Raw genomic sequence first — 20,696 nt, forward strand, 5'->3', positions numbered from 1 at the left:
GTCGATGCGTTTATTACGGATAGGCCTGGCGCTATGGATGCTGGCCTGCGTGGGGGTGGCCCAGGCAGCGCTGACGTTCCCGGCGTTGAGCGGACGGGTGGTGGACACCGCCCAGATGATCGACCCGGCCACGCGCGAGCACATCACCCAGCAGTTGCAGACGCTGGAGCAGACCCGTGGCGACCAGATCGTGGTGGTCACGGTGCCCGACCTGCAGGGCGTGCCCATCGAGGACTACGGTTACCAGCTGGGTCGCCAGTGGGGCATCGGCCAGAAGGGCAAGGACAATGGCGCGTTGCTGATTGTCGCCCGTGACGAGCGCACGTTGCGCATCGAAGTCGGCTATGGCCTTGAAGGCGTGCTAACCGATGCGCAGTCCTGGGTGATCATCAACCAGGTGATCGCACCCAAGTTCAAGGCCGGCAATTTCAGCCAGGGCATCAGCGACGGCGTGGCGGCGATGGTGCAGGTGGTCGGTGGCGAACCGCTGGCGGTGCCGGCGCATGTGGCGGATGCCAACTTTGCCAAGGATAATCCCGGCTTTTCCATCGGCCTGTTCATCCTGCTGATCGGCGTGTTGTGGCTATGCAATCGCATGGGCCTGCCGGTGGGCGCGATCCTTTTGGCGATCCTCAGCAGCAGTGGGCGCGGCGGCGGTGGCGGGGGAGGTGGCGGCGGTTTCCGAGGCGGCGGTGGTGGCTTCGGCGGCGGCGGCGCGTCGGGCGGCTGGTAATGACAATAACTAGAGAGCAACTACAACCATGGCATTACTGACTGAACACGAGCAGCGCCAAGTCGCCGAAGCGATTGCCCGGGTCGAAAAAAACACCGACGCCGAACTGGTCACCGTGCTGGCGGCCCGCGCCGACGATTACGCCTACATCCCCCTGCTGTGGGCCAGCCTGATCGCCTTGGTGGTACCGGGCGTGGTGCATTACCTGTCGGGCTACCTGACCATGTACACCTTGCTGCTGGCGCAATGGGCGACGTTCATTGTGTTGTGCCTGCTGTTTCGCCTGCCCAAGGTGACCACTCGCCTGATCCCACGCTCGGTACGCCATTGGCGCGCATCCAACCTGGCGCGCCGGCAGTTCCTGGAGCAGAACCTGCACCACACCCTGGGCAGCACCGGGGTGCTGATTTTTGTCAGTGAAGCGGAACGTTATGTGGAGATACTGGTGGACGAAGGTATTTCCAAGCGCCTGGATAACAGCAGTTGGGATGCCATCGTCAAGGCGTTTACCCAGCAGGTGAAACAGGGGCAGACGCTGGCTGGGTTTATTGCCTGTATCGAGGCATGTGGCGAGTTGTTGAAGGTGCATGTACCGGTGACACACGCCCGGAATGAACTGCCAAATCGCCTGGTCGTACTCGAATAGAACATCCAACACTGGAGATCAAATGTGGGAGGGGGCAGTACCGTTGATCAAATAACCCCGTGCCCTGAACCCCCATCCCCCCTAAAATGCCCGGCATTCCCTGCCCGAGGCGTTTTTGTTCATGTCCGTTACCGCTCAACCTGCCAGCCCCGCGCCGGATCATCACGCCCAGTTCATCGAACTGTTGAGCACAAGCCTTGCGCAGAACGCCTTCATCAAGCTGGTGCTGGCCAAATACGTCGGTGACGAAGCCGAGTTGCAGCGGCTGATCATCAAGGCAGTGACCGTCAAGGAGCAGCCGTGCCTGTCCTTCGTCTACCGCTACAAGACCCGCGACATCACCAAGAACTTGGCGCTGGCCGACGGCGTGGCGGCGATTGCCGCGTTGCTGCCGGGCTCGTTCAAGAACGCGCACCTGCTGTCGCTGACCGACGAAGCCCAGTTGGAATACAGCAAGAAGAACAAAAGCTCGCTGTTCAGGAGCAAGCCTCAGCAACTGCGCGAGGCACCATCGGCCGAGCATAACCGTGAGAAGCATCGCTTCCTCGACCTGAGCCGGCCGTTCCTCGCCGACCTGGGCGTGACCGACGCCAAGCAGGCGCTGATCCCGTCGATGTCGCGCAAGTGGAAGCAGATCAACAAGTTCATCGAAGTGTTCAGCCATGCGCTGACCTCCTCACCGCTGAAGCTGGACCAACCGGTGCGCGTCGCCGATTTCGGTTCGGGCAAGGGCTACCTCACGTTTGCGATCCACGACTACCTGCGCAACACCCTCAAGGCAGAAGGCGAAGTCACCGGCGTCGAGTTGCGCGAAGACATGGTGACCCTGTGCAACACCGCCGCCGCTCGCCTCGAGCACCCGGGGCTGGTGTTCAAATGTGGTGATGTGCGCAGCGTGGCGCCCAGCCAACTGGACGTGATGATCGCCCTGCATGCCTGTGACGTCGCCACCGATTACGCGATCCACACCGGCATTCGTTCCGGCGCATCGATCATCATGTGCTCACCTTGCTGCCACAAGCAGATTCGCCTGCAGATCCAGAGCCCGGCGCTGCTCAAGCCGATGCTGCAATACGGCCTGCACCTGGGCCAGCAGGCGGAAATGGTCACCGACAGCTTGCGTGCGTTGTTCCTCGAAGCGTGCGGCTACGAGACCAAGGTGTTCGAGTTCATCTCCCTGGAACACACCAACAAGAACAAGATGATCCTGGCGGTCAAGCGTGCGGAGCCGGTGGACAACGCGCAGTTGCTGGAGAGAATCCAGGAGTTGAAGGCGTTCTATCACATCTCCGAGCACTGCCTGGAAACCCTGCTGCGCGCGGATGGCTACCTGATCTGACCGCCGCCCCCTGTAGGAGCGAGCTTGCTCGCGAAAAGCCTGAGAGCACCGCAGGCTTTCAGGTTTCCCGCGTTATCGTTAGCGACCTTCGCGAGCAAGCTCGCTCCTACAGGGGGCTGGCGCAGCCTGCACCGCGGTCTTGCGCCCGAGCATCACCGTGACGATGACCCCACAGGCAAACACCCAGGTAATCGGCTCGATATGTTCACCAAAGAACAGCGCCGAAAACGCGATGGTGAAGAAGATCTGCAACAGCTGAATCTGGCTGACCCGCGCAATGCCGCCCATGGCCAGGCCGGCGTACCAGGCGAAGAAGCCCAGGAACTGCGAGAACAGCGACACATAGCCGAACGCCCACCAGGCACGCATCGAGACCGCGCCTTGGTGCTGCGCCGCCAGGTACCACACCGGGCCGATCAACACCGGCGTGGACAGCACCAGCGCCCAGCAGATCACCTGCCAGCCGCCCATCTCCTTGGCCAACCGGCCGCCTTCGGCATAGCCCAGGCCACCCACGGCTATTGCGCCGAGCATCAATAAATCGCCGGCCTGGATACTGCCGGCGCCGGTGATCAATGCATAACTCAACACCAACCCGCTGCCCAGCGCCGCGCAGGCCCAGAAGGCTTTCGACGGCCGCTCATGGGACAGCCACGCCGCATACAGCGCTACGCACAGCGGTTGCAGGCCGTTGACCAGTGCGCCATGGGACGCCGGCAAGGTTTGCATGGCCCACGCCGACAGCACCGGGAAGCCCAGAATCACCCCCGCAATGACCAGGCACAAACCCCGTACCTGGCGCCAGGTCGGCCAGCGCTCGCGGCGCCACAGCAACAGCGCCGCCGCCGGGATCGCCGCAAACAAGGCACGGCCCAGGCCGTTGAGCAGCGGGTGGATTTCCTGCACCACGATACGGGTGAAGGGCAGGGTCAGGCTGAAGATGATGACACCCAGCAGGCCGAGGGCCATGCCGGTGTTTTCGCGCGAGCTCATGGGCGGGATCCGAAATCCAGAGGGCTTCAAGGGAAGCCCATCTAGCCACAACCCCCGCCGATTCCGGGCCTACAGCTGGGTGCGGATTTATCCGTACAGTTTTCAGAAGAAGCGCGTGATGCTGATCTTGGCGTCGCGCCCCTTGGTGTAGGCACGGTCGCCGCTCAGGGCCGGACGGAAGTTGTTGTTGAACATATTGTCCAGGGTGAAGTTGACCTCAGTGCCCTTGAGGTACGCCTGCTGCGGCTTCCATTTGGCGAACAGGCCCTGGGTGTTGTAGCGCTTGTTGCCATACTGGTCGTAGAACAAGTCGCCGACGCTGGAGCCCGGGCCGCCCGAATATTTGTCGCTGGGCAGGCGGTCGGTGGCGCCGACGAATTGCCCCGTCCAACCGACCTGGGCATCCCAGGCCGGGATGTTGGTCCCTAACACCAGTACCCATTTGGTCGGCGGAATATCGCGTGCCGACACATCCGGCCCCCATGGGTTGGTGTAGGCCCCTTCGTGTTGGCCGGTGGCATAGGCGTACGATACCGAGCCGAACAGGTAGGTGGAGTTATAGAACGACTCGACCTCGAAGCCCTTGATGGTCAGGCCGCCGATATTGCGATAGTTGGACATCGCCCCCGGCGGGCAGGCCGTGGAAATACTGCCGCCGTTGATGGCCTGGTTCTGGCAGCCCACACCGGTAGCCTTGAAGATCTCGTCCTCGACTTTGTTGTGGAACAGGGTCGTGCGTATTTGCAGGTTGTCATCCTGGGCGATCAGGTTATCGAAGCTGGTGATGTTACCCACGGTGATCGAGGTGATGCGCTCCGGGTCGAGGTCGACGCTGGTGGCGGTGCGGCTGCCCAGGCCTTGCACTTCGTACTGCTCGTCGATCACCGGTGCGCGCCAGGTCTGGCTCCAGTTGGCAAACAGCCCGACATGGGGGGTTACCGTCCAGAACAGCGCCAGGCGCGGCGACCAGCCGGTGTAGGTCCGGTCGCTGTAGTCGTGGCCGACGGCCGGGTCGGGGTTGCTGTAGTACGGCGCATCGTTGGCCTCGCCGCGGTTGCGCACGTGGTCGTAGCGCAGCGATGGGGTAACGGTCACATCCCCCAGGGTCACCGCGTCCTGGATGAAGAAGCTGTTGGTATCGACCTTGCCATGCGGCATGAAGCCCGGTTGGAAATGCCCGTAGTTGTAGCGTGGGGTGTTGTAGGTGGCGCCGGGCATCCACATCTCGGTTTCGCGGGTGTGCTTGCGAATTTGGCCGCCGAGGGTCACTGCGTGCTGCAAGGGGCCCGTGTCAAACAGGCTGACGTTACGGATGTCGAGGTTCTTGTCGGTGTAGGCCGTGTCCATCTTGCGCCCGCCGGTGGCCAGCTGGAAAAACGCCGTGGCATCGCGCTCGTCGGTCTGGTCGGTGTTGGACTGGGAGTATTTGACGGTCAGGTCCACCAGCGGGTTGTCCAGGGGCTGGTACTCATACTTGCCCGACCACGTGGTGTCGACGGTATCGCGGTGGGCTAAAAAACGCTTGAGTGCTCCTTCATAGCCGTAGCGATCAATGTTGGCCTGAGTCGGTGGCGTGGGGTAGCTGGCGGCGGAAAACGGTGTCCAGCGGTTGCTGTGGGACCGTGAGTAGGACAGGCCGACGCTGTGTTCATCGGTGAAGTGCGCATTGACCTTGAACAGCTTGCCGTCCACATCCTGGGCCGTATTGGGCAGGCGTTGGGGGTTGATCGGGTACTGGTTGTTCTCGTTGGGCAGCTTGGCGGCCACCTTCATGTCGTCACCGTCGCGTTTTGTCAGGTAGGCCAGCGCATCGAAACGACCATCGTCGGTGCGGCCATACACGGCGCTGCTGTAGACCTGTTCGTGGTCGTTGCTGGAATAACCGTACTTGAGCATCGCACCGCTGTTGCGACCGTCCTTGAGCAGGTCCGGGGCATCCTTGGTGGTCATGTTCACCGTACCGCCAAAGCCGCCGTTCCCGCTGAACGGCGAGTTGGGGCCTTTTTCCACTTCGATGCTCTTGATCAACTCCGGCTCGATAAACACGGTGCCTTGCTGGTAGCGCTCGAAACCGCTTTTGGTCGCGCCATCGACGGTCAGCGGCACGTCTTCGGCATCGCCGAAGCCACGGATGTTGATGGTCTGACCGCCGGGTTTCAGTGAGCCACCCTGGCTCACGCCGGGCAGGGTCTGCAACAGGCTGGGGATGTTATTGGCCTGGTAGCGATCGATATCCGCCTGGCTCAGGGTGGAGCGGCCGACGGTGCTGGAGTCGACCTGATTGCCGGTGCCGATCACGCTCAGGGTGTCCAGCTGGATCGCGCCGCTCTGGGTGGTCTTGGCCTCTTCGGGCTTTACCACGTATGTGCTGCCGACCTTGATCAGGGTGAACTCACCGTTTTTCAGCAGGCTGCGAATCGCAACTTCCGGTGTGAAGTCACCGTTGAGCGCCGGCGCCTGCACGTTCTTGAGCAGCTCCTCATCGAACAACAGCTGGATCTTCGCCTGCTGCGCTACTTGGCTCAGGGACGTGGCCAGCGCCTGGGCGGGCAGTTGCACGGTGAATGACTCGGCCTGGGCGCTGAGGCTGAACGCCAGGCAGGTGGCGATAAGGGTCGGTCGAAGATACAGGTGCGAAGCGTGGCAAGGCGCGCGAAACATGGAATCCCCCGGAGCGGCCACATGGCCAAAAAGGTGTGCTGATCAGATACAGACCGGAGGAAGACGGGGCAGGCAAAAAAATCCACACCTGCGAATGCAAAATATTCTCAAATAAGAATTTCGCAGGTTATTTGCTCGGTTCGATCCGCACGATGCCATCGGCCGAGACCACGGTTTTCACCGGCAACAGGGCGGGCAGGGCGTTGAGCAGGGCATCCGGATCATTCACGTCCAGATTGCCCGAGACTTTCAGGTGCGCCACCGCGTTACTGACCTGCAACGGTGCCTGCGGGCGATACAGGCTCAGTTCATCGATCAGGCTGGCCAGTTCACGGTTGCGGAACGACAAGTGCCCGCTGCGCCAATCGGCGACTTCTTCGGCCGTGAGGGTTTGCTGTTGCAGGGTGCCCTTGGCGTAGCTGTAGATGGCGCGTTGCTGGGCGCCGAGCAGAGAGACGGGGCTTATGGCGGACGGCTCGAAAGCGACCTGGCCGTGGGCGACGCTGACCACCAGTTGCTGCTGGCTGCGGCGCACATCGAAGCCGGTGCCGACCACCCGCACACTGGCCTCTCCGGCTTGAACAAACAAGGGCCGCTCTTTGTCGGCCGCCACTTCGATATACACCTGGCCCTTGTCCAGGTGCACGATGCGCTGGTGGGCGCTGAAATCCACACGCAGGCGGGTGTTGGCATTCACCGACAGGGTGCTGCCATCGGGCAGCTTCAGGGTGCGCATGCCCTTGGCATGGGCCGACACCTGGCTGTGATACAACTCGCGGGGCGCACCGATGTGGGGGGCCAATACGGCGCACAGCACGGCGGCGGCTACGGCCAGGGCCGGGCGTAATACCGATGCTTTGCGCTTGGGCAGCGCCACGGGTTTGTTCAGTTGCTGCAACTGGGCCAGGTCGGCCCACAACTGCTCGAATTCGGCATAGGCGCGGGCATGGGCCGGCGTGGCCTGCCAGGCGGCAAAGGCCTTGCGATCGGCACGGCCTGTGTCGTTACGGTTGCGCGCAAACCAACTGGCGGCTTGGGCATCGATGGCGTCACTGGCTTCGATATCCAGGCCGTCGGTGTCGCTCAGGCGGTTCATTCTGGCTGCTCCGTGCCGGGGTCGTTTTGAAGGCGTCGCTTGCAATGCAGCAGGGCAAAAGCGATGTGCTTTTCCACCATGCTCGTCGAAATACCCATGCGCTCGGCGATCTGCGCCTGGCTCAGGCCTTCGAAGCGGTGCAGCATAAGGGCTTCTCGCCGGCGGGGCGAGAGTTCGGCGAGGACTTCTTTCAACTGTTCCAGGCGTTGCAGGCGCTGGGCGGCTGCCATGGGGTCGTTTTGCTCGTCGGTGATCGGTTCCGCGTCCCTGTCGGCCTGATCTGGGTGGACGGTTTGCCGTACCTTCTGTTTGCGCCAGTGATCACGCAGCAGGTTGCGTGCCATCTGGAACAAAAATGCCCGTGGCTGCTCGACCTTGGCCCGGTCGCGGTAGTCCAGCCACTGGGTAAAGACGTCCTGGGTCATGTCCGCCGCGTCGCTGGCGTTGTCCGTGCGTCTGCGCAGGAAATACAGAATATCTGCATAGAACCCGCGAAAGGCATCGGCCGACACCGGGTCGGGCTTGGGACGAGACATGGATATCCTTCTTGACGAAGCACGACGTGGAAAAGTCGTGAATGATATCGAGAACTATTGTCATTTGTCTCTATTTTAGACGGGCCCGGATTAAAATATGGGGAGGAAGCAAACCCCTCCCACATAAGGTCGCAGTTTTACCGCAGCAAGGTCTTCAGTTGTTCGATCCCTGCTTCACCCAATGGAAACACAGGCAAACGAGGATCGCCCGCCTCCAACCCGGTCAGGCGCAGCCCGGCCTTGATCGTCGCCGGCAACCCGCCCTTGAGGATGAACTCCAGCAACGGCAACTGCCGATAAAACAGCTCGCGCGCCTTGTCCAGGTCATTGGCTAGCACCGCCGCATACAACGCTAGGTTCAGGTGCGGGATCAGGTTTGGCGCCGCCGTGCACCAACCCTTGGCTCCGGCCGCAAAGGCTTCCAGGGCCAGCGGGTTGCAGCCGTTGTAGAACGGCACGTCGCTGTGGCGCCGCAGTTGATGCATGCGTTGAACGTCCCCGGTGCTCTCCTTGACCATCGTCACGTTTGCCACCTGCTTGACGATACGCAGGATCAGCTCCACCGACATGTCCGTACCGCTGGTGGCCGGGTTATTGTAGAGCATGATCGGCACGCCGATGCTGTCGCCGATCGCAGCGTAGTGGGCGAGGATTTCGGCCTCGCTGAGCTTCCAATACGAGGCCGGCAGCACCATCACCACGTCCGCGCCATTGGCTTCGGCGTAGCGGGCGCGGCGCACGGCCTTGGCGGTGGTCAGGTCGGAGACGCTGACCACCGTGGGCACGCGCCGGGCGATTTTTGCCAGGCTGTAGGCGCTGACTTCGTCCCACTCGGCATCGCTCAAATACGCACCTTCACCGGTGCTGCCCAGGGGCGCGATGGCGTGCACGCCGCTGTCGATCAAACGGTCGATGGAACGACCGAGGGCGTCGAGGTCGATGCGCTGGCCGTCAGCGCTGAACGGGGTGATGGTGTAGCCGATGATGCCGTGAATCGTTGGGCTGGACATGGAAAGTCTCCGATAGAAAAAGGGCGGGTCAGTTCAGGCAATCGGCGTGTTGGCGCAGGTTCTGCCGTACGTAGTAATTGAACGCGGCACCGTGGCGCTTGGGGCGGGAAATCCAGGCATGGGCTTCGCGCCCCAGTTGCGGCAGGATCGGCTTGATCGCACCGGCTGCCATGGCGAGCAACTGCAACTTGGCCGCGCGTTCGATCAACTGTGCGATCACGCAGGCTTCCTCGACACTCGCCCCGGTCGACAACTGGCCGTGGTGCGACAGCAGGATCGCGCGCTTGTCGCCCAGGGCCTCGGTGATGATTTCCCCCTCTTCATTGCCCACCGGCACACCCGGCCAGGCCTCCAGGAACGCGCAGTCTTCGTACAATGGGCAAAGGTCCATGTGGGACACCTGCAACGGCACTTCCAACATCGACAGTGCAGCGATATGGGTCGGGTGCGTATGAATAATGCAATTCACATCCGCTCGCCCGCGGTACACCCAGCTGTGAAAGCGGTTGGCCGGGTTGGGGATGCCGTGACCTTCCAGCACCTCAAGATCCTCGTTTACCAGCAACAGGTTGCTGGCCGTGATTTCATCAAAACCCAGGCCCAGTTGCTGGGTGTAGTAGGTACCCTGTTCAGGCCCGCGCGCGGTGATCTGCCCGGCGAGGCCGGAGTCGTGGCCGTGTTCGAACAGGATTCGGCAAGTGAGCGCCAGCTTTTGCCGGACGGTCCACGTATTATCCGCCAGGGTGTTTTGCATCTGGACCAGCGCTTGCTTGACCAGTTGGTCTTTGGGGAGTGCTAATGTCTTGGCCATATCGGTGTCCTTTGGGTGCTTCAATGGACGTCGGATTTGCTGGTCTCCCGCTGCTCGCAAGGTCGTTGGGTGAGGCAAATGACACTAATGATGCTATATGACACAAAGTGTCATTGGCAAGCGCAGCTTATCGCTTCTGCATGGATTAACCGCAGCACATGTCTATCCGTTTGAAATTATTGAGGAAAAAACTTGGCGTAACCTTGGAGGCCCTGGCTGAAAAATCCGGGATGACCAAGAGTTACCTGTCCAAGGTCGAGCGCGGGCTCAACACGCCGTCGATTGCCGCTGCGCTGAAACTGGCCAAGGCGTTGAACGTGAAGGTCGAAGAACTGTTCAGCGAAGACCGCGTCAGCCTCGACAGCTACAGCCTGGTGCGCAGCCATGAGCGGCCCGACACCGCGCCGGGTTACGCAGTGCTGGCCCATCAGGTCAGTGAGCGCAGCTTGTTGCCGTTCATCATCTACCCGCCGGCGCAATTCTCCGACAAGACCTTCAAGGAGCACCTTGGAGAGGAGTTCCTGTTCGTGCATGAAGGGGCGGTAGAAGTGGATTTCATGAACGAACGGGTGATTCTGGAGCGCGGCGATGCGCTGCATTTCAATGCCCAGAAGCCGCATCGGCTGCGTTCGGTAGGCCCTGTGCAGGCGCAGCTATTGGTGGTTGTACACAGCTCGCAAGAATGACCGCGCTGACAGTTTGAAATGCGATCGGTATGGGCGGGAGCAAGTCCCTCCCAGCGGTGGCTCAACGTTCGACAGGTACCGACAGGGCCGGATCACCCAACGGATGCGTGCGCGCGGCAAAAAACTTCAACTGCACGCCGCAGCCATCAAACAACTGCGAATACCGCCGCTTCTGCTGGCGAATAAACCCGTCGCTACGGCCCGATACTGAGATCGCCAGGGTCGTGGGACGGGCCTGGCGAATCGCATCCACCAGGTGTTTATCCTGCGGCCCCAGGTCATGGCCAAAGATGCACAGCGCGCCCTCATGGCTCAGCAACTGTTCATAGCAGAACGACAGGTAATCCGAGCTGCGGATGGTCTTGAGCTTCTCTTGCACCGTGCCTTCGTTGATAAACAGCGGCACATCGTCCAGGGTCTTGATCGTGTTGTTGATCGCAAAGCTGCTGAGCAAGGTGCTGTCGGTGCTCGGCAATTTGCGTGCGGTGCCGTCAAGGTTGCGCACCAAGTGCAGGCCGCCGTGCAGGTAGAGGACGCGCGTGGTATCGGTGTGGGTGTTGCGCAGGTCGAAGCTCGAGTCGGCGCTGCGGAACAGGTCGTCGATGCCCGGCGTGTGCAGGATCGCCCAATAGTTGAGCAGATCGTAATTGGTGGTGAATACGCTGGCGTAGTTCGCCAGTTCGCGGTTGATCGTCGCCAGCGTCGACGGCTGCACCAGCCGCCACGGAATGTGCACGGCGTGGATGGTATTGATCAGCGCTTCCTTGATCGCATAGTAGCGATTACGCGGTGCCGCCGAGCTGACCGCCAGGGCCTTGTTGACTCGGCTGGTGGTTTTCAATGCCCCCAGGGTCTGCTCGAAGCTGCGGGTCTGCAGGGCGTCGAACACGCTGAGCTCGGATGGGCCGAGGGGTTTTTCTTCGACGGTGCGTGCGTTTTCGAACAGCGAGTCGTAGGCAAAGTCTTCCCAAATCGTGCGGCTCGCGCCATTGCCGATCAGAATCCCACTGAAGGCGGTGCTGCTGCGCAGGGCGCTCCAATCTTCAAGGTGGGCGTCAATATCCTGGAAATCCTTCATTGCTGTGGGTCTACTCGAAATCGGCTGGATGGCGACTTTATCACGAGCCGGCGTTGATCCTGGTCAAGATGCCGCAGGCAGGTGAGGTTGATGCTGTAGGCATACACGCCATTCGAGGATTCGCCATGAGCAGCACCTTCTTCATTCCCGCCGTCAACATCATGGGCACCGACTGCCTCGACGAAGCCATGAATGCCATTCGTAACTACGGTTTTCGCAAAGCGCTGATCGTCACCGACGCGGGCCTGGCCAAGGCGGGCGTGGCCAGCATGATCGCCGAGAAGTTGGCGATGCAGGACATCGACTCGGTGATCTACGACGGCGCCAAGCCCAACCCCAATGTGGAAAACGTCGAGAAAGGCCTGGCGTTGCTGCAGCAGAGCGCCTGCGATTTCGTGGTGTCCCTGGGCGGCGGTTCGCCCCATGACTGTGCCAAGGGCATCGCCCTGTGCGCCACCAACGGCGGGCATATCAGCGACTACGAAGGCGTCGACCAATCCAGCAAGCCGCAGATGCCCCTGGTGGCGATCAACACCACCGCCGGCACCGCCAGCGAGATGACCCGTTTCTGCATCATCACCGACGAAACCCGCCACGTGAAAATGGCCATCGTCGACCGCAACGTCACGCCGCTGCTGTCGGTCAACGACCCGAGCCTGATGGTCGGCATGCCCAAGGGCCTCACCGCCGCCACCGGCATGGACGCCCTAACCCACGCCATCGAAGCCTACGTGTCCACGGCGGCCACCCCGATCACCGACGCCTGCGCGATCAAGGCCATCGAACTGATCAGCGCCAACCTGCGCCTGGCCGTACGCGACGGCAGCGACAAGGCCGCGCGGGAAAACATGGCCTATGCCCAGTTCCTCGCAGGCATGGCGTTCAACAATGCCTCCCTGGGTTTCGTGCATGCCATGGCCCACCAACTCGGCGGTCTCTACGACCTGCCTCACGGCGTGTGCAACGCGGTGCTGCTGCCCCATGTGCAAAGCTTCAATGCCAGCGTCAGTGCCAAGCGCTTGAGCGATGTCGGCCGCGCGCTGGGTGTCGACGCCAAGGGCACCACTGACGAAGAGGGCGCCCAAGCCGCCATCGCCGCCATTCGCAGCCTGTCCCAGGACGTTGAAATCCCTGCCGGCCTGCGCGAACTGGGTGCCAAGTTGCAGGACATTCCGCTGCTGGCGACCAATGCATTGAAGGACGCGTGCGGGCTGACCAACCCACGGCGCGCCGATCAGCGTCAGATTGAGGAGATCTTTCGTAGCGCGTTCTGACGGCGCAGCCTCAAGCTGCAAGCGTTAAGCTACAAGCTGTTAAGGTGCGAGTCTCGCACTGCATTCAACTTGAGCATGAAGCTTGCGGCTTGCCGCTGAGGTCCTCTTATGAGAGTTCTGTTATTCGGTGCCACCGGCATGGTCGGCCAGGGCGTCCTGCGCGAGTGCCTGCTGGCCGCTGACGTACAGGAAGTCGTCGCCGTCGGCCGCACGCCCCTGACCCGGGAACACGGCAAGTTGCATCAGGTGTTGCACAGCGACATGCTGGATTTCCAACCCCTGGAAAACCTGCTGCAAGGGTTTGACGCGTGTTTCTTCTGCCTCGGCGTCTCCTCGGCGGGCCTGAATGAAACCAAGTACACCCACCTCACTTATGACCTGACCCTCGTCGCCGCCAGCACCCTGGCGCGGCTTAATCCGCAGATGACGTTTATCTACGTGTCCGGCGCCGGTACCGACAGCTCCGAAGCGGGCAAGTCGATGTGGGCGCGGGTCAAGGGCAAGACCGAGAATGCCTTGCTGCGCCTGCCGTTCAAGGCGGTGTACCTGTTCCGGCCGGGGATCATTCAGCCGCTGCACGGTGTGCGCTCGAAGACGCCGTTGTATCAAGCCTTCTATTCCGTGCTCGGGCCAGTGCTGTCGTTGGTGCGTCGGGTCAAGCCGGGCTGGGTGGTGAGCACAGAGACTGTCGGCCGGGCGATGCTCGCGGCGGTGCGCCATGGCGCGCGGCAACCGGTGGTGGAACAGGCCGAGATCAATCGCCTGGCGTCCGAGCGCGCCTGATGCTGCACAAGAGCCTGGTGCGTCGCCTCGATCTGATCACCCTGCAGCTGTTCGTCGCGGTGTTCGAAGAGGGCACCCTTACCCGCGCCGCCGCCCGCGAAGCCATCGCCGTGTCGGCAGCCAGTAAGCGCTTGATGGAACTGGAGCAGGTGCTGGGTGTGAGCCTGTTCGTACGGCGCGCCAAGGGCATGGACCTCACCGCCGCCGGCGAAACCCTGCTGCACCATGCCCGGCAGATGCTGTTCAACGTGGAAAAAATGGGCCTGGAACTCGGCGAGCACAGCCACGGCGTGCGCGGTTACGTGCGGATGCTGGCCAATCTCTCGGCGATTATTCAGTTTCTTCCAGAAGACTTGCGGGATTTTTCCCAGCTGCATCCCGAAGTGAAAACCGACCTCGAAGAGCGCCCCAGCAACGGCGTGGTGCAAGGCGTGCTGGATGGGGTGGCGGACCTGGGGATCTGCTCCAGTGACACAGACACCAAAGGCCTGCCCAGGGTGACCTATCGCCACGACAAACTGGTGGTGTTGATGCCGGCGGGTCACCCGTTGGCGCCGCGCGAAAGCCTGGCCTTCGCCGAGACCCTGGACAGTGACTACGTGGGCCTGCACGCCGCCAGCTCGATCAATATGCGCACCCACGCCGCCGCGCGCGAGGCCGGCAAGACACTGCGCCTGCGTATTCATGTGCCGGGCTTTGATGCGATGTGCCGGATGGTCCAGGCGAACATGGGCATCGGCATCCTGCCGTTGAAGGCCTATGAATTGTTTGGCCGTGCCCTGGGCCTGCATGCCGTGCCGCTGACCGATACCTGGTCGGACCGCAGTTTGATCCTGGTGGTGCGCGATGAGACGCAGTTGTCACCCGTGAGCCGGCTGCTGTTCGATTACCTGAGCGTTCGCATTCAGCGAACGCTCCTTGCCAACTGACGGTTGGATTTTTCCTGTCCCTGTCCTCTAGCCTTGGCTGCACATTCCAAGAATAAGAGGTACACCCCATGACGGCTCCCTTGAGCGGTATCAAGGTGATCGAGATCGGCACGCTGATTGCCGCGCCGTTCGCCGCCCGGCTGATGGCCGAGTTCGGTGCCGAGGTGATCAAGATCGAAGCCCTGGGGCAGGGTGATCCACTTCGTAAATGGCGAAAGCTGCATGAAGGCACCTCGCTGTGGTGGTACCTGCAATCGCGTAACAAGAAATCCCTGGCCCTGGACCTCAAGTCCGCTGAAGGCCTGGACCTGATCAAGCAGCTGCTCGGCGACGCCGATGTGCTGATCGAAAACCTGCGCCCCGGTGGCCTGGAAAAACTCGGCCTGGGCTGGGACGTACTGCACGCGCTCAACCCCAAGCTGACCCTGGTGCGTATCTCCGGCTACGGCCAGTCCGGTCCGTACCGCGACCGCCCTGGTTTCGGTGCCATCGGCGAAGCCATGGGCGGGATTCGCTACACCACCGGCAACCCCGATTCGCCCCCGGCTCGGGTCGGCGTCAGCCTCGGAGACTCCCTGGCGTCGTTGCATGGCGTGATCGGCGCGCTGATGGCGTTGTTGCGGGTCAAGACCGGCCAAGGCGACGGGCAGGTTGTCGATGTGTCCCTGGCGGAAAGCGTGTTCAACCTGATGGAAAGCCTGGTGCCCGAATACGACATGCTCGGCCACGTGCGTGAGCGCAGCGGCGGTGCCTTGCCCGGTATCGCACCTTCGAATACCTACCTGACCGCCGACGGTGCCTATGTGGTGATCGCCGGTAACAGCGACCCGATCTACAAGCGCCTGATGACCACCATCGGCCGTGCCGACCTGGCCGAAGCCGCCGAATTCGCCCACAACGATGGCCGTGCGGCGAAAAGCGCTCTGCTCGATGCCGCCATCACCCACTGGACCAGCAGCCTGCCTATCGAGCAGGTGCTCAGCGCCCTGGAAGCCGCCGAAGTGCCGGCCGGGCGCATCTACTCCGTGGCCGATATCGTCAGCGACCCGCACTACCAGGCGCGCGACATGTTGCTCAATGCCGAGCTGCCGGGCGGAGTGTCGGTGAAGATGCCCGGCATTGTGCCCAAGCTCTCGAAAACCCCTGGCGCCGTGAACTGGCAGGGCCCGAGCCTGGGCCAGCACACCGATGACATCCTCGGCAGCCTGGGCCTTACGGTTGCCGACATCCAACGCCTGAAAACCTCGGGAGTGGTGCAATGATCACTGACTATTCCGACCCGCTGATCGTGCAGGAAGTGTCCCCGCGCGATGGCCTGCAAATCGAACCGGCCTGGGTCGAGACCGCTGACAAGATCGCCCTGATCGACCAGCTTTCCCTGGCCGGTTTTTCGCGGATCGAAGCCGGTTCCTTCGTGTCACCCAAGGCCATCCCTGCATTGCGCGATGGCGAACACGTGTTCCAGGGCATCGCGCGCAAAGCCGGGGTGATCTACGTTGCGCTGATCCCTAACCTCAAGGGCGCCCAGCGCGCCGTCGAGTCGCGCGCCGACGAACTGAACCTGGTGATGTCGGCCAGCCAGACCCACAACCTGGCAAATATGCGTATGCGGTGCGAGGCGTCGTTGTCGGCCTTCGGCGATATCGTCAGCTTTGCCGCCGGGCACCCGGTACGCCTCAACGGCAGCATCGCCACCGCCTTTGGCTGCCCGTTCGAAGGCAGGATCGATGAAGACCGTGTGCTGCAACTGGTCGACGCCTATCTGCAACTCGGCATCCAGGGCATCAGCCTTGCCGACACCACCGGCATGGCCAACCCGCGCCAGGTGGAACGCCTGGTCAAGCGCGTGTTGCAACGCGTGCCGGCCAGCGACCTGACCCTGCATTTCCATAACACCCGCGGCTTGGGCCTGTGCAATGTGCTGGCCGCCTACGAGGCCGGGGCCCGGCGTTTTGACGCGGCGTTGGGTGGCCTGGGTGGGTGCCCGTTTGCGCCGGGGGCGTCGGGCAATATCTGTACCGAAGACCTGGTCAACCTGTGTGAAGAGGTCGGCATTCACACTGGAGTCGACCTGCCGCACCTGCTGAACCTGTCCCGCCGCTTGCCGGCCTTGCTGGGCCATGAATTGCCCGGCCAGGTAGCCAAGGCCGGGCGCAATTGCGACCTGCATCCGCCGCCGGACTACATCGCCACCTTGTAACGCCATACCAGACAACAAAAACAATCGGACGCCTGTGAGCAGTCCGCTGGAGAGAAACCATGAGCACTCATACGTTGGAGGTCGGCGCGCGCCCGGCCGCTGAAATCGATGCCGAAAAAGCCCTGGTCAGCAAGGTCGCCTGGCGCCTGATGCCGCTGATCATGGTGTGCTACCTGTTCGCGTTTTTTGACCGCATCAACATCAGCTTTGCCAAGTTCCAGCTGCAGGCCGACCTCAGCCTGAGCGACACCGCCTACGGCCTGGGCGCCGGGTTGTTCGTGGTGGGGTATGTGATCTTTGAAGTGCCGAGCAACATGATGCTGTACAAGGTCGGCGCGCGGCGCTGGATTGCGCGGATCATGATGTCGTGGGGCCTGGCCACGGCGGCCATGGTGTTTGTCACCGCCGAATGGCAGTTCTATGGCCTGCGTTTCATCATCGGTGCGATGGAGGCGGGCTTCGCGCCCGGTGTGCTGTATTACCTGACGTTGTGGTTCCCGCAGCACTTCCGCGGGCGCATTACCTCGATGCTGTTCCTGGCGTCCGCCTTTGCCGGCCTGGTAGGTGCGCCGTTCTCCGGCCTGGTGCTGGAACACCTCGACGGCGTGCTGCAGATGCGCGGCTGGCACTGGCTGTTCCTGCTCGGCGGCTTGCCCTGCATCGGCTTGGGCTTGCTGGTGCTGACCCTGCTCAAGGACCGTATCGAAGATGCGCACTGGCTGACGCCGGCTGAGAAGACCCTGCTGTCGAGCCGCATTGCCCGGCATGAGCCGAACACACATGGCGGCTCACTGCTGTCGGCGATCCGCATTCCCGGCTTCCTGATGCTCGGGTTTATCTACTTCCTGATCCAGGTGGCGTCTTACGGCCTCAACTTCTGGGCGCCGCAGCTGATCCGCAGCGCCGGCACCCAAAGCCCGGTGATGATCGGCCTGCTCACCGCGATTCCCTATGTGTGCGGCGCGATCAGCATGGTGGTGATCGGGCGGCTGTCGGACGCGACCGGCGAGCGCCGCAAGTTTGTCTGCGGCTTGGTGGTGCTGGGCGCGGTGGGCTTCTTCAGTGCCGGGATCTTTGCCGATCACACCACCTTCCTGATCATCGCCCTGGGCATGTTGGGCGCCGGCATCATCGCGTCGATCCCGACCTTCTGGACCCTGCCACCCAAGTTGCTGGCCGGTGCCGGCGCAGGCGCGGCGGGCGGGATTGCGGTGATCAATACCCTCGGGCAGTTCGGTGGGATTGTCAGCCCGGTGATGGTGGGGCGGATCAAGGACCTTACCGGCAGCACCACCCCGGCACTCTATGTGATCGGCGTGTGCGCGTTGTTGGCGGCGGCGCTGCTGCTGTGGGGCCTGCCGCAAAAGCTGCGCACCCTCGACAAGGCCTGATCAGCCGGCGGTTGTCAGCGCTTGGGCCGGTGTGGCGCTGAACTGAATCAACGCCACGCCGCCCATCAACAACAACGCGCCAAGGATTCGGGGCGTTGTCAGTGGGCGCTCCGCCAAGCCAAACAGGCCGAAGTGATCCAGCAGCAGCGACGCGAGAATTTGCCCGGCCATGGCCAGGGCGATAAACCCCGACGCGCCCAGCTTGGGCAGCAGCGTCAACGCCAGCGCGATAAAGCACACGCCAAACGCGCCCCCGGCCCACATCCACAGCGGCGCCTTGGTGATAAATGCGAGACCGGGAAGCGGCAGGCGCAGCGCCACGATCACCGGCAGCAGCACGAGGATGCTTACCAGCAGCGACGCCAGGGTGGCCCACAGCGGGTGCCCAAGGCCGCGTCCGAGGTTGGCATTGATCGCACTTTGAAACGGTACCATCGCCCCGGCGATCACCGCCAATAGCAACAAACCGGCCCAATGCAACGTCGTCATGGCGAATCTCCCAGAGGTTTTGCTGGACTCTAGGCTATTCGTCGCGCAAATTTAAATTCCAAGTTTTTATACGGAACATGCAGCTTATGAATGATCTGCGCCGCATCGACCTTAACCTGTTGGTGGTCCTTGACGCTTTGCTCAGTGAGCAACACGTCACCCGCGCCGCTGAGCGTTTGCACCTCAGCCAGCCGGCAGTGAGCCACGCGCTGGCGCGCTTGCGCGATTTATTGGGTGACCCGTTGCTGGTGCGCCAGGGCGGCACGTTAGTGCCCACGGCCCGCGCCCTGGAGTTGGCGGCGCCATTGGCCGAAGCCCTGGCCCAGGTGCAGGCGCTGCTGGCGCCGAATCGCTTCGACCCGGCATCGGCCAAGCGTCGGTTTCGTGTGGCGATGTCGGACTACAGTGCGGCGATTTTCCTGCCGGGTCTGGTTCGCGTCCTGCGGCGTGAAGCGCCCGGTATCGACCTGCAAATCATCCAGGCCAGCCGCGAAGGCATGGTGGATGGCGTGCTCAACGGTGATATCGACCTGGCTGCCGGCGTGTTCCCCGACATGCCCGCCGAGCTGCGCACCGCAGCGTTATTCGAAGAGCATTACACCTGCCTGCTGGACCGCAACAGCCTGCCGCAGAGCGGTGCGCTCGACCTGCCCACCTACCTGTCGCGCCCCCACGTACTGCTGGAAATGCGCGGCAGCGGTGCGCCGGAAATCGAGCGGGCACTGACCGCGATTCGCGAGCGACGGCATGTGGCGATCAGCCTGCCGCACTGGGGCGTGGCGCCGCAGTTGATCGAGGGCACGGACTTGATTCTCACCGTATCGTCGCGAGGTTTGCTGAATATTGATCACCCGCATCTGGTCGCCGTGGCGCCGCCGTTTCATATTCCGTCGTTTACCTTTGAACTGGCATGGCATGCGCGACGGGGCGGGGATTCGGGGTTGCAGTGGTTGATTGGGCAGGTGCAGGGAGGGTTACAGGGCTGAATGGTTGCTACCAGGATGTCGGTGGCTGGCGATGTGTATGAAAAATTCGCATCACTTGTAATCGTCCATCTCGAATCCGGTAGGGAACGATGTAAGGCCATCGAGGCACTACCCACTCCCGCGTTCCTGGCACTCGACCTTCCTTTCCCATTGCAGGAAATTCAGCGACATGTTCTAGCCCAACCATGATGGCCTGGACGAACTCATGGGCGGCTTTGGGGTTTTCCTGCGCAATGTACGCGGCTTCATCATCAAGGTTCTTGAGGGCTGTCCTCAGCCACTCAACCTGCATTGGTGCGCCATTTATCGGCAACGGCTTTTACCTCCGCAGCCGTCGCGAACTCGCCTGCGTCTGCTTCTTTCAATGCTTTTTGAATTTCTTCGATTTGCCACGCTTCGCGCGTCAAGTATTCGCGTAATGCATCGACTGCGAGAAAGGATTTGCTGCGCCCGGTCGCCTTGGCGAGACTGGCAAGCGTGGCGGCGATGTCTTCGGGTATGCGTAGGGACATAACAGACATGGGGAGCCTCGATGTAGTGATGTGTAGTGCAACATACTACATTGTCATCTCTTCATGATTTACCCCCGTTCGTCAGGGGGATCCGATAAGGAAAATGCTCATGCTCTCAGGCCTCAATCACTTGACCCTGTCGGTCACCGATTTGCAGCGCAGCGTCGGGTTTTACCATGAGTTGTTGCAACTCAAGCTCGAAGCCACCTGGGACACCGGCGCCTATTTGTCATTGCCGGGCCTATGGCTATGCCTGTCCCTTGATCCGCTGCGCGACTCGAAGCCGGCGGCCGATTACACCCACTACGGATTCACTGTCGCAGCGAGTGATTTCGCTGCGCTGGTCTCGCGCCTGCGCGCCGCCGAGGTGCAAGCGTGGCGCGACAATCGCAGCGAAGGCGCCTCGTTCTATTTCCTTGATCCCGACGGCCATAAGCTCGAAGCCCATGTGGGCGACCTGGCTTCGCGCCTGCTGGCTTGCCGCGACCAGCCCTATGCGGGAATGCGGTTTTACCCATAGCGCAGGAACGTGCAGAATCCGTC

General features: G+C 62.0%; 22 protein-coding genes and 1 pseudogene. 12 read left to right on the forward strand and 11 right to left on the reverse strand.

What is annotated here, in order from left to right:
* The first annotated feature begins 4 nt into the window (after positions 1-4).
* The 3 genes from J3D60_RS31315 to J3D60_RS28605 all read left to right on the forward strand — a co-directional run bounded on the left by J3D60_RS31315 (position 5) and on the right by J3D60_RS28605 (position 2,718).
* Positions 5-733, forward strand: coding sequence for a YgcG family protein (locus tag J3D60_RS31315; RefSeq protein ID WP_301294599.1), 729 nt, complete (start codon positions 5-7; stop codon positions 731-733).
* A gap of 28 nt (positions 734-761) precedes the next feature.
* Positions 762-1,379, forward strand: a complete 618-nt coding sequence (locus J3D60_RS28600; RefSeq protein ID WP_065938846.1) for a TPM domain-containing protein — start codon at positions 762-764, stop codon at positions 1,377-1,379.
* 121 nt (positions 1,380-1,500) lie between these two features.
* Positions 1,501-2,718: an SAM-dependent methyltransferase gene (locus J3D60_RS28605; protein WP_253493562.1), complete on the forward strand. Its 1,218-nt coding sequence runs from the start codon at positions 1,501-1,503 to the stop codon at positions 2,716-2,718.
* 11 nt (positions 2,719-2,729) lie between these two features.
* Here the strand turns inward: J3D60_RS28605 and J3D60_RS28610 are convergent.
* The 7 genes and pseudogenes from J3D60_RS28610 to J3D60_RS28640 all read right to left on the reverse strand — a co-directional run.
* Positions 2,730-2,843, reverse strand: a pseudogene (locus J3D60_RS28610) (outer membrane lipoprotein carrier protein LolA); the annotation flags it as partial.
* Positions 2,797-3,711: a DMT family transporter gene (locus tag J3D60_RS28615; RefSeq protein WP_065938848.1), complete on the reverse strand. Its 915-nt coding sequence runs from the start codon at positions 3,709-3,711 to the stop codon at positions 2,797-2,799. The gene J3D60_RS28615 and the pseudogene J3D60_RS28610, both read right to left, overlap by 47 nt.
* A gap of 102 nt (positions 3,712-3,813) precedes the next feature.
* Positions 3,814-6,372: a TonB-dependent receptor gene (locus tag J3D60_RS28620; RefSeq protein ID WP_253493563.1), complete on the reverse strand. Its 2,559-nt coding sequence runs from the start codon at positions 6,370-6,372 to the stop codon at positions 3,814-3,816.
* A 127-nt stretch (positions 6,373-6,499) separates the two neighbouring features.
* Positions 6,500-7,468: a FecR domain-containing protein gene (locus J3D60_RS28625; RefSeq protein WP_253493565.1), complete on the reverse strand. Its 969-nt coding sequence runs from the start codon at positions 7,466-7,468 to the stop codon at positions 6,500-6,502.
* Positions 7,465-8,004 carry an RNA polymerase sigma factor gene (locus J3D60_RS28630; protein ID WP_027604372.1) on the reverse strand — a complete coding sequence of 180 codons (540 nt, stop codon included), beginning with the start codon at positions 8,002-8,004 and terminating at the stop codon, positions 7,465-7,467. The genes J3D60_RS28625 and J3D60_RS28630 overlap by 4 nt, the downstream gene beginning before the upstream one ends.
* A gap of 137 nt (positions 8,005-8,141) precedes the next feature.
* Positions 8,142-9,014, reverse strand: coding sequence for a dihydrodipicolinate synthase family protein (locus J3D60_RS28635; RefSeq protein WP_065938852.1), 873 nt, complete (start codon positions 9,012-9,014; stop codon positions 8,142-8,144).
* 28 nt (positions 9,015-9,042) lie between these two features.
* The gene (locus tag J3D60_RS28640) at positions 9,043-9,825 is read right to left on the reverse strand and encodes an aldolase (protein ID WP_065928252.1); all 783 of its coding nucleotides are present in this window, start codon (positions 9,823-9,825) and stop codon (positions 9,043-9,045) included.
* Positions 9,826-9,983: 158 nt separating this feature from the next.
* On the opposite strand from J3D60_RS28640, the gene J3D60_RS28645 reads away from it, so the two are divergent.
* Positions 9,984-10,511: a helix-turn-helix domain-containing protein gene (locus J3D60_RS28645; RefSeq protein WP_027604369.1), complete on the forward strand. Its 528-nt coding sequence runs from the start codon at positions 9,984-9,986 to the stop codon at positions 10,509-10,511.
* 61 nt (positions 10,512-10,572) lie between these two features.
* Here J3D60_RS28645 and J3D60_RS28650 read toward each other — a convergent pair whose 3' ends face one another.
* A complete protein-coding gene (locus J3D60_RS28650; RefSeq protein WP_253493567.1) occupies positions 10,573-11,589 on the reverse strand; it encodes a DUF4917 family protein in 1,017 nt (338 codons plus the stop codon).
* Between the two features lie 125 nt (positions 11,590-11,714).
* On the opposite strand from J3D60_RS28650, the gene yiaY reads away from it, so the two are divergent.
* The 6 genes from yiaY to J3D60_RS28680 all read left to right on the forward strand — a co-directional run bounded on the left by yiaY (position 11,715) and on the right by J3D60_RS28680 (position 18,166).
* The gene (gene yiaY, locus J3D60_RS28655) at positions 11,715-12,863 is read left to right on the forward strand and encodes an L-threonine dehydrogenase (RefSeq protein WP_253493570.1); all 1,149 of its coding nucleotides are present in this window, start codon (positions 11,715-11,717) and stop codon (positions 12,861-12,863) included.
* Positions 12,864-12,971: 108 nt separating this feature from the next.
* Positions 12,972-13,646 (forward strand): NAD(P)H-binding protein, encoded by a 675-nt coding sequence (locus J3D60_RS28660; RefSeq protein ID WP_253493572.1) that lies wholly within the window; start codon positions 12,972-12,974, stop codon positions 13,644-13,646.
* Positions 13,646-14,575 (forward strand): LysR family transcriptional regulator, encoded by a 930-nt coding sequence (locus J3D60_RS28665; protein ID WP_253493573.1) that lies wholly within the window; start codon positions 13,646-13,648, stop codon positions 14,573-14,575. Before J3D60_RS28660 ends, J3D60_RS28665 begins: the two co-directional genes overlap by 1 nt.
* Positions 14,576-14,643: 68 nt before the next feature.
* Positions 14,644-15,837, forward strand: a complete 1,194-nt coding sequence (locus J3D60_RS28670; protein WP_253493574.1) for a CaiB/BaiF CoA-transferase family protein — start codon at positions 14,644-14,646, stop codon at positions 15,835-15,837.
* Positions 15,834-16,775: a hydroxymethylglutaryl-CoA lyase gene (locus J3D60_RS28675; RefSeq protein WP_253493575.1), complete on the forward strand. Its 942-nt coding sequence runs from the start codon at positions 15,834-15,836 to the stop codon at positions 16,773-16,775. Before J3D60_RS28670 ends, J3D60_RS28675 begins: the two co-directional genes overlap by 4 nt.
* Before the next feature lie 59 nt (positions 16,776-16,834).
* The gene (locus J3D60_RS28680; RefSeq protein WP_253493577.1) at positions 16,835-18,166 is read left to right on the forward strand and encodes an MFS transporter; all 1,332 of its coding nucleotides are present in this window, start codon (positions 16,835-16,837) and stop codon (positions 18,164-18,166) included.
* On the opposite strand, the gene J3D60_RS28685 is transcribed toward J3D60_RS28680, so the two are convergent.
* Positions 18,167-18,655 carry a DMT family transporter gene (locus tag J3D60_RS28685; protein WP_065938859.1) on the reverse strand — a complete coding sequence of 163 codons (489 nt, stop codon included), beginning with the start codon at positions 18,653-18,655 and terminating at the stop codon, positions 18,167-18,169.
* Positions 18,656-18,732: 77 nt separating this feature from the next.
* Here J3D60_RS28685 and J3D60_RS28690 point away from each other — a divergent pair, with 77 nt between their 5' ends.
* The gene (locus J3D60_RS28690; protein ID WP_253493578.1) at positions 18,733-19,641 is read left to right on the forward strand and encodes a LysR family transcriptional regulator; all 909 of its coding nucleotides are present in this window, start codon (positions 18,733-18,735) and stop codon (positions 19,639-19,641) included.
* Between the two features lie 7 nt (positions 19,642-19,648).
* Here J3D60_RS28690 and J3D60_RS28695 read toward each other — a convergent pair whose 3' ends face one another.
* Positions 19,649-19,933 carry a type II toxin-antitoxin system RelE/ParE family toxin gene (locus J3D60_RS28695; protein WP_253493580.1) on the reverse strand — a complete coding sequence of 95 codons (285 nt, stop codon included), beginning with the start codon at positions 19,931-19,933 and terminating at the stop codon, positions 19,649-19,651.
* Positions 19,923-20,162: a CopG family ribbon-helix-helix protein gene (locus J3D60_RS28700; RefSeq protein ID WP_065928241.1), complete on the reverse strand. Its 240-nt coding sequence runs from the start codon at positions 20,160-20,162 to the stop codon at positions 19,923-19,925. The genes J3D60_RS28695 and J3D60_RS28700 overlap by 11 nt, the downstream gene beginning before the upstream one ends.
* A 100-nt stretch (positions 20,163-20,262) precedes the next feature.
* On the opposite strand from J3D60_RS28700, the gene fos reads away from it, so the two are divergent.
* On the forward strand, positions 20,263-20,673 hold the full coding sequence (fos, locus tag J3D60_RS28705; RefSeq protein ID WP_253493582.1) for a fosfomycin resistance glutathione transferase: 411 nt from the start codon (positions 20,263-20,265) through the stop codon (positions 20,671-20,673).
* Positions 20,674-20,696 lie beyond the last annotated feature (23 nt).

The sequence above is a fragment of the Pseudomonas sp. S3E17 genome, from assembly GCF_024168685.1.
Taxonomy (GTDB): domain Bacteria; phylum Pseudomonadota; class Gammaproteobacteria; order Pseudomonadales; family Pseudomonadaceae; genus Aquipseudomonas; species Aquipseudomonas marginalis.

Bases quoted from the DNA above. Each gene is read 5' to 3' on its own strand.
- J3D60_RS31315 (WP_301294599.1), top strand. From the start codon at position 5: ATGCGTTTATTACGGATAGGCCTGGCGCTATGGATGCTGGCCTGCGTG.
- J3D60_RS28600 (WP_065938846.1), top strand. From the start codon at position 762: ATGGCATTACTGACTGAACACGAGCAGCGCCAAGTCGCCGAAGCGATT.
- J3D60_RS28605 (WP_253493562.1), top strand. From the start codon at position 1,501: ATGTCCGTTACCGCTCAACCTGCCAGCCCCGCGCCGGATCATCACGCC.
- J3D60_RS28615 (WP_065938848.1), bottom strand. From the start codon at position 3,711: ATGAGCTCGCGCGAAAACACCGGCATGGCCCTCGGCCTGCTGGGTGTC.
- J3D60_RS28620 (WP_253493563.1), bottom strand. From the start codon at position 6,372: ATGTTTCGCGCGCCTTGCCACGCTTCGCACCTGTATCTTCGACCGACC.
- J3D60_RS28625 (WP_253493565.1), bottom strand. From the start codon at position 7,468: ATGAACCGCCTGAGCGACACCGACGGCCTGGATATCGAAGCCAGTGAC.
- J3D60_RS28630 (WP_027604372.1), bottom strand. From the start codon at position 8,004: ATGTCTCGTCCCAAGCCCGACCCGGTGTCGGCCGATGCCTTTCGCGGG.
- J3D60_RS28635 (WP_065938852.1), bottom strand. From the start codon at position 9,014: ATGTCCAGCCCAACGATTCACGGCATCATCGGCTACACCATCACCCCG.
- J3D60_RS28640 (WP_065928252.1), bottom strand. From the start codon at position 9,825: ATGGCCAAGACATTAGCACTCCCCAAAGACCAACTGGTCAAGCAAGCG.
- J3D60_RS28645 (WP_027604369.1), top strand. From the start codon at position 9,984: ATGTCTATCCGTTTGAAATTATTGAGGAAAAAACTTGGCGTAACCTTG.
- J3D60_RS28650 (WP_253493567.1), bottom strand. From the start codon at position 11,589: ATGAAGGATTTCCAGGATATTGACGCCCACCTTGAAGATTGGAGCGCC.
- yiaY (WP_253493570.1), top strand. From the start codon at position 11,715: ATGAGCAGCACCTTCTTCATTCCCGCCGTCAACATCATGGGCACCGAC.
- J3D60_RS28660 (WP_253493572.1), top strand. From the start codon at position 12,972: ATGAGAGTTCTGTTATTCGGTGCCACCGGCATGGTCGGCCAGGGCGTC.
- J3D60_RS28665 (WP_253493573.1), top strand. From the start codon at position 13,646: ATGCTGCACAAGAGCCTGGTGCGTCGCCTCGATCTGATCACCCTGCAG.
- J3D60_RS28670 (WP_253493574.1), top strand. From the start codon at position 14,644: ATGACGGCTCCCTTGAGCGGTATCAAGGTGATCGAGATCGGCACGCTG.
- J3D60_RS28675 (WP_253493575.1), top strand. From the start codon at position 15,834: ATGATCACTGACTATTCCGACCCGCTGATCGTGCAGGAAGTGTCCCCG.
- J3D60_RS28680 (WP_253493577.1), top strand. From the start codon at position 16,835: ATGAGCACTCATACGTTGGAGGTCGGCGCGCGCCCGGCCGCTGAAATC.
- J3D60_RS28685 (WP_065938859.1), bottom strand. From the start codon at position 18,655: ATGACGACGTTGCATTGGGCCGGTTTGTTGCTATTGGCGGTGATCGCC.
- J3D60_RS28690 (WP_253493578.1), top strand. From the start codon at position 18,733: ATGCAGCTTATGAATGATCTGCGCCGCATCGACCTTAACCTGTTGGTG.
- J3D60_RS28695 (WP_253493580.1), bottom strand. From the start codon at position 19,933: ATGCAGGTTGAGTGGCTGAGGACAGCCCTCAAGAACCTTGATGATGAA.
- J3D60_RS28700 (WP_065928241.1), bottom strand. From the start codon at position 20,162: ATGTCTGTTATGTCCCTACGCATACCCGAAGACATCGCCGCCACGCTT.
- fos (WP_253493582.1), top strand. From the start codon at position 20,263: ATGCTCTCAGGCCTCAATCACTTGACCCTGTCGGTCACCGATTTGCAG.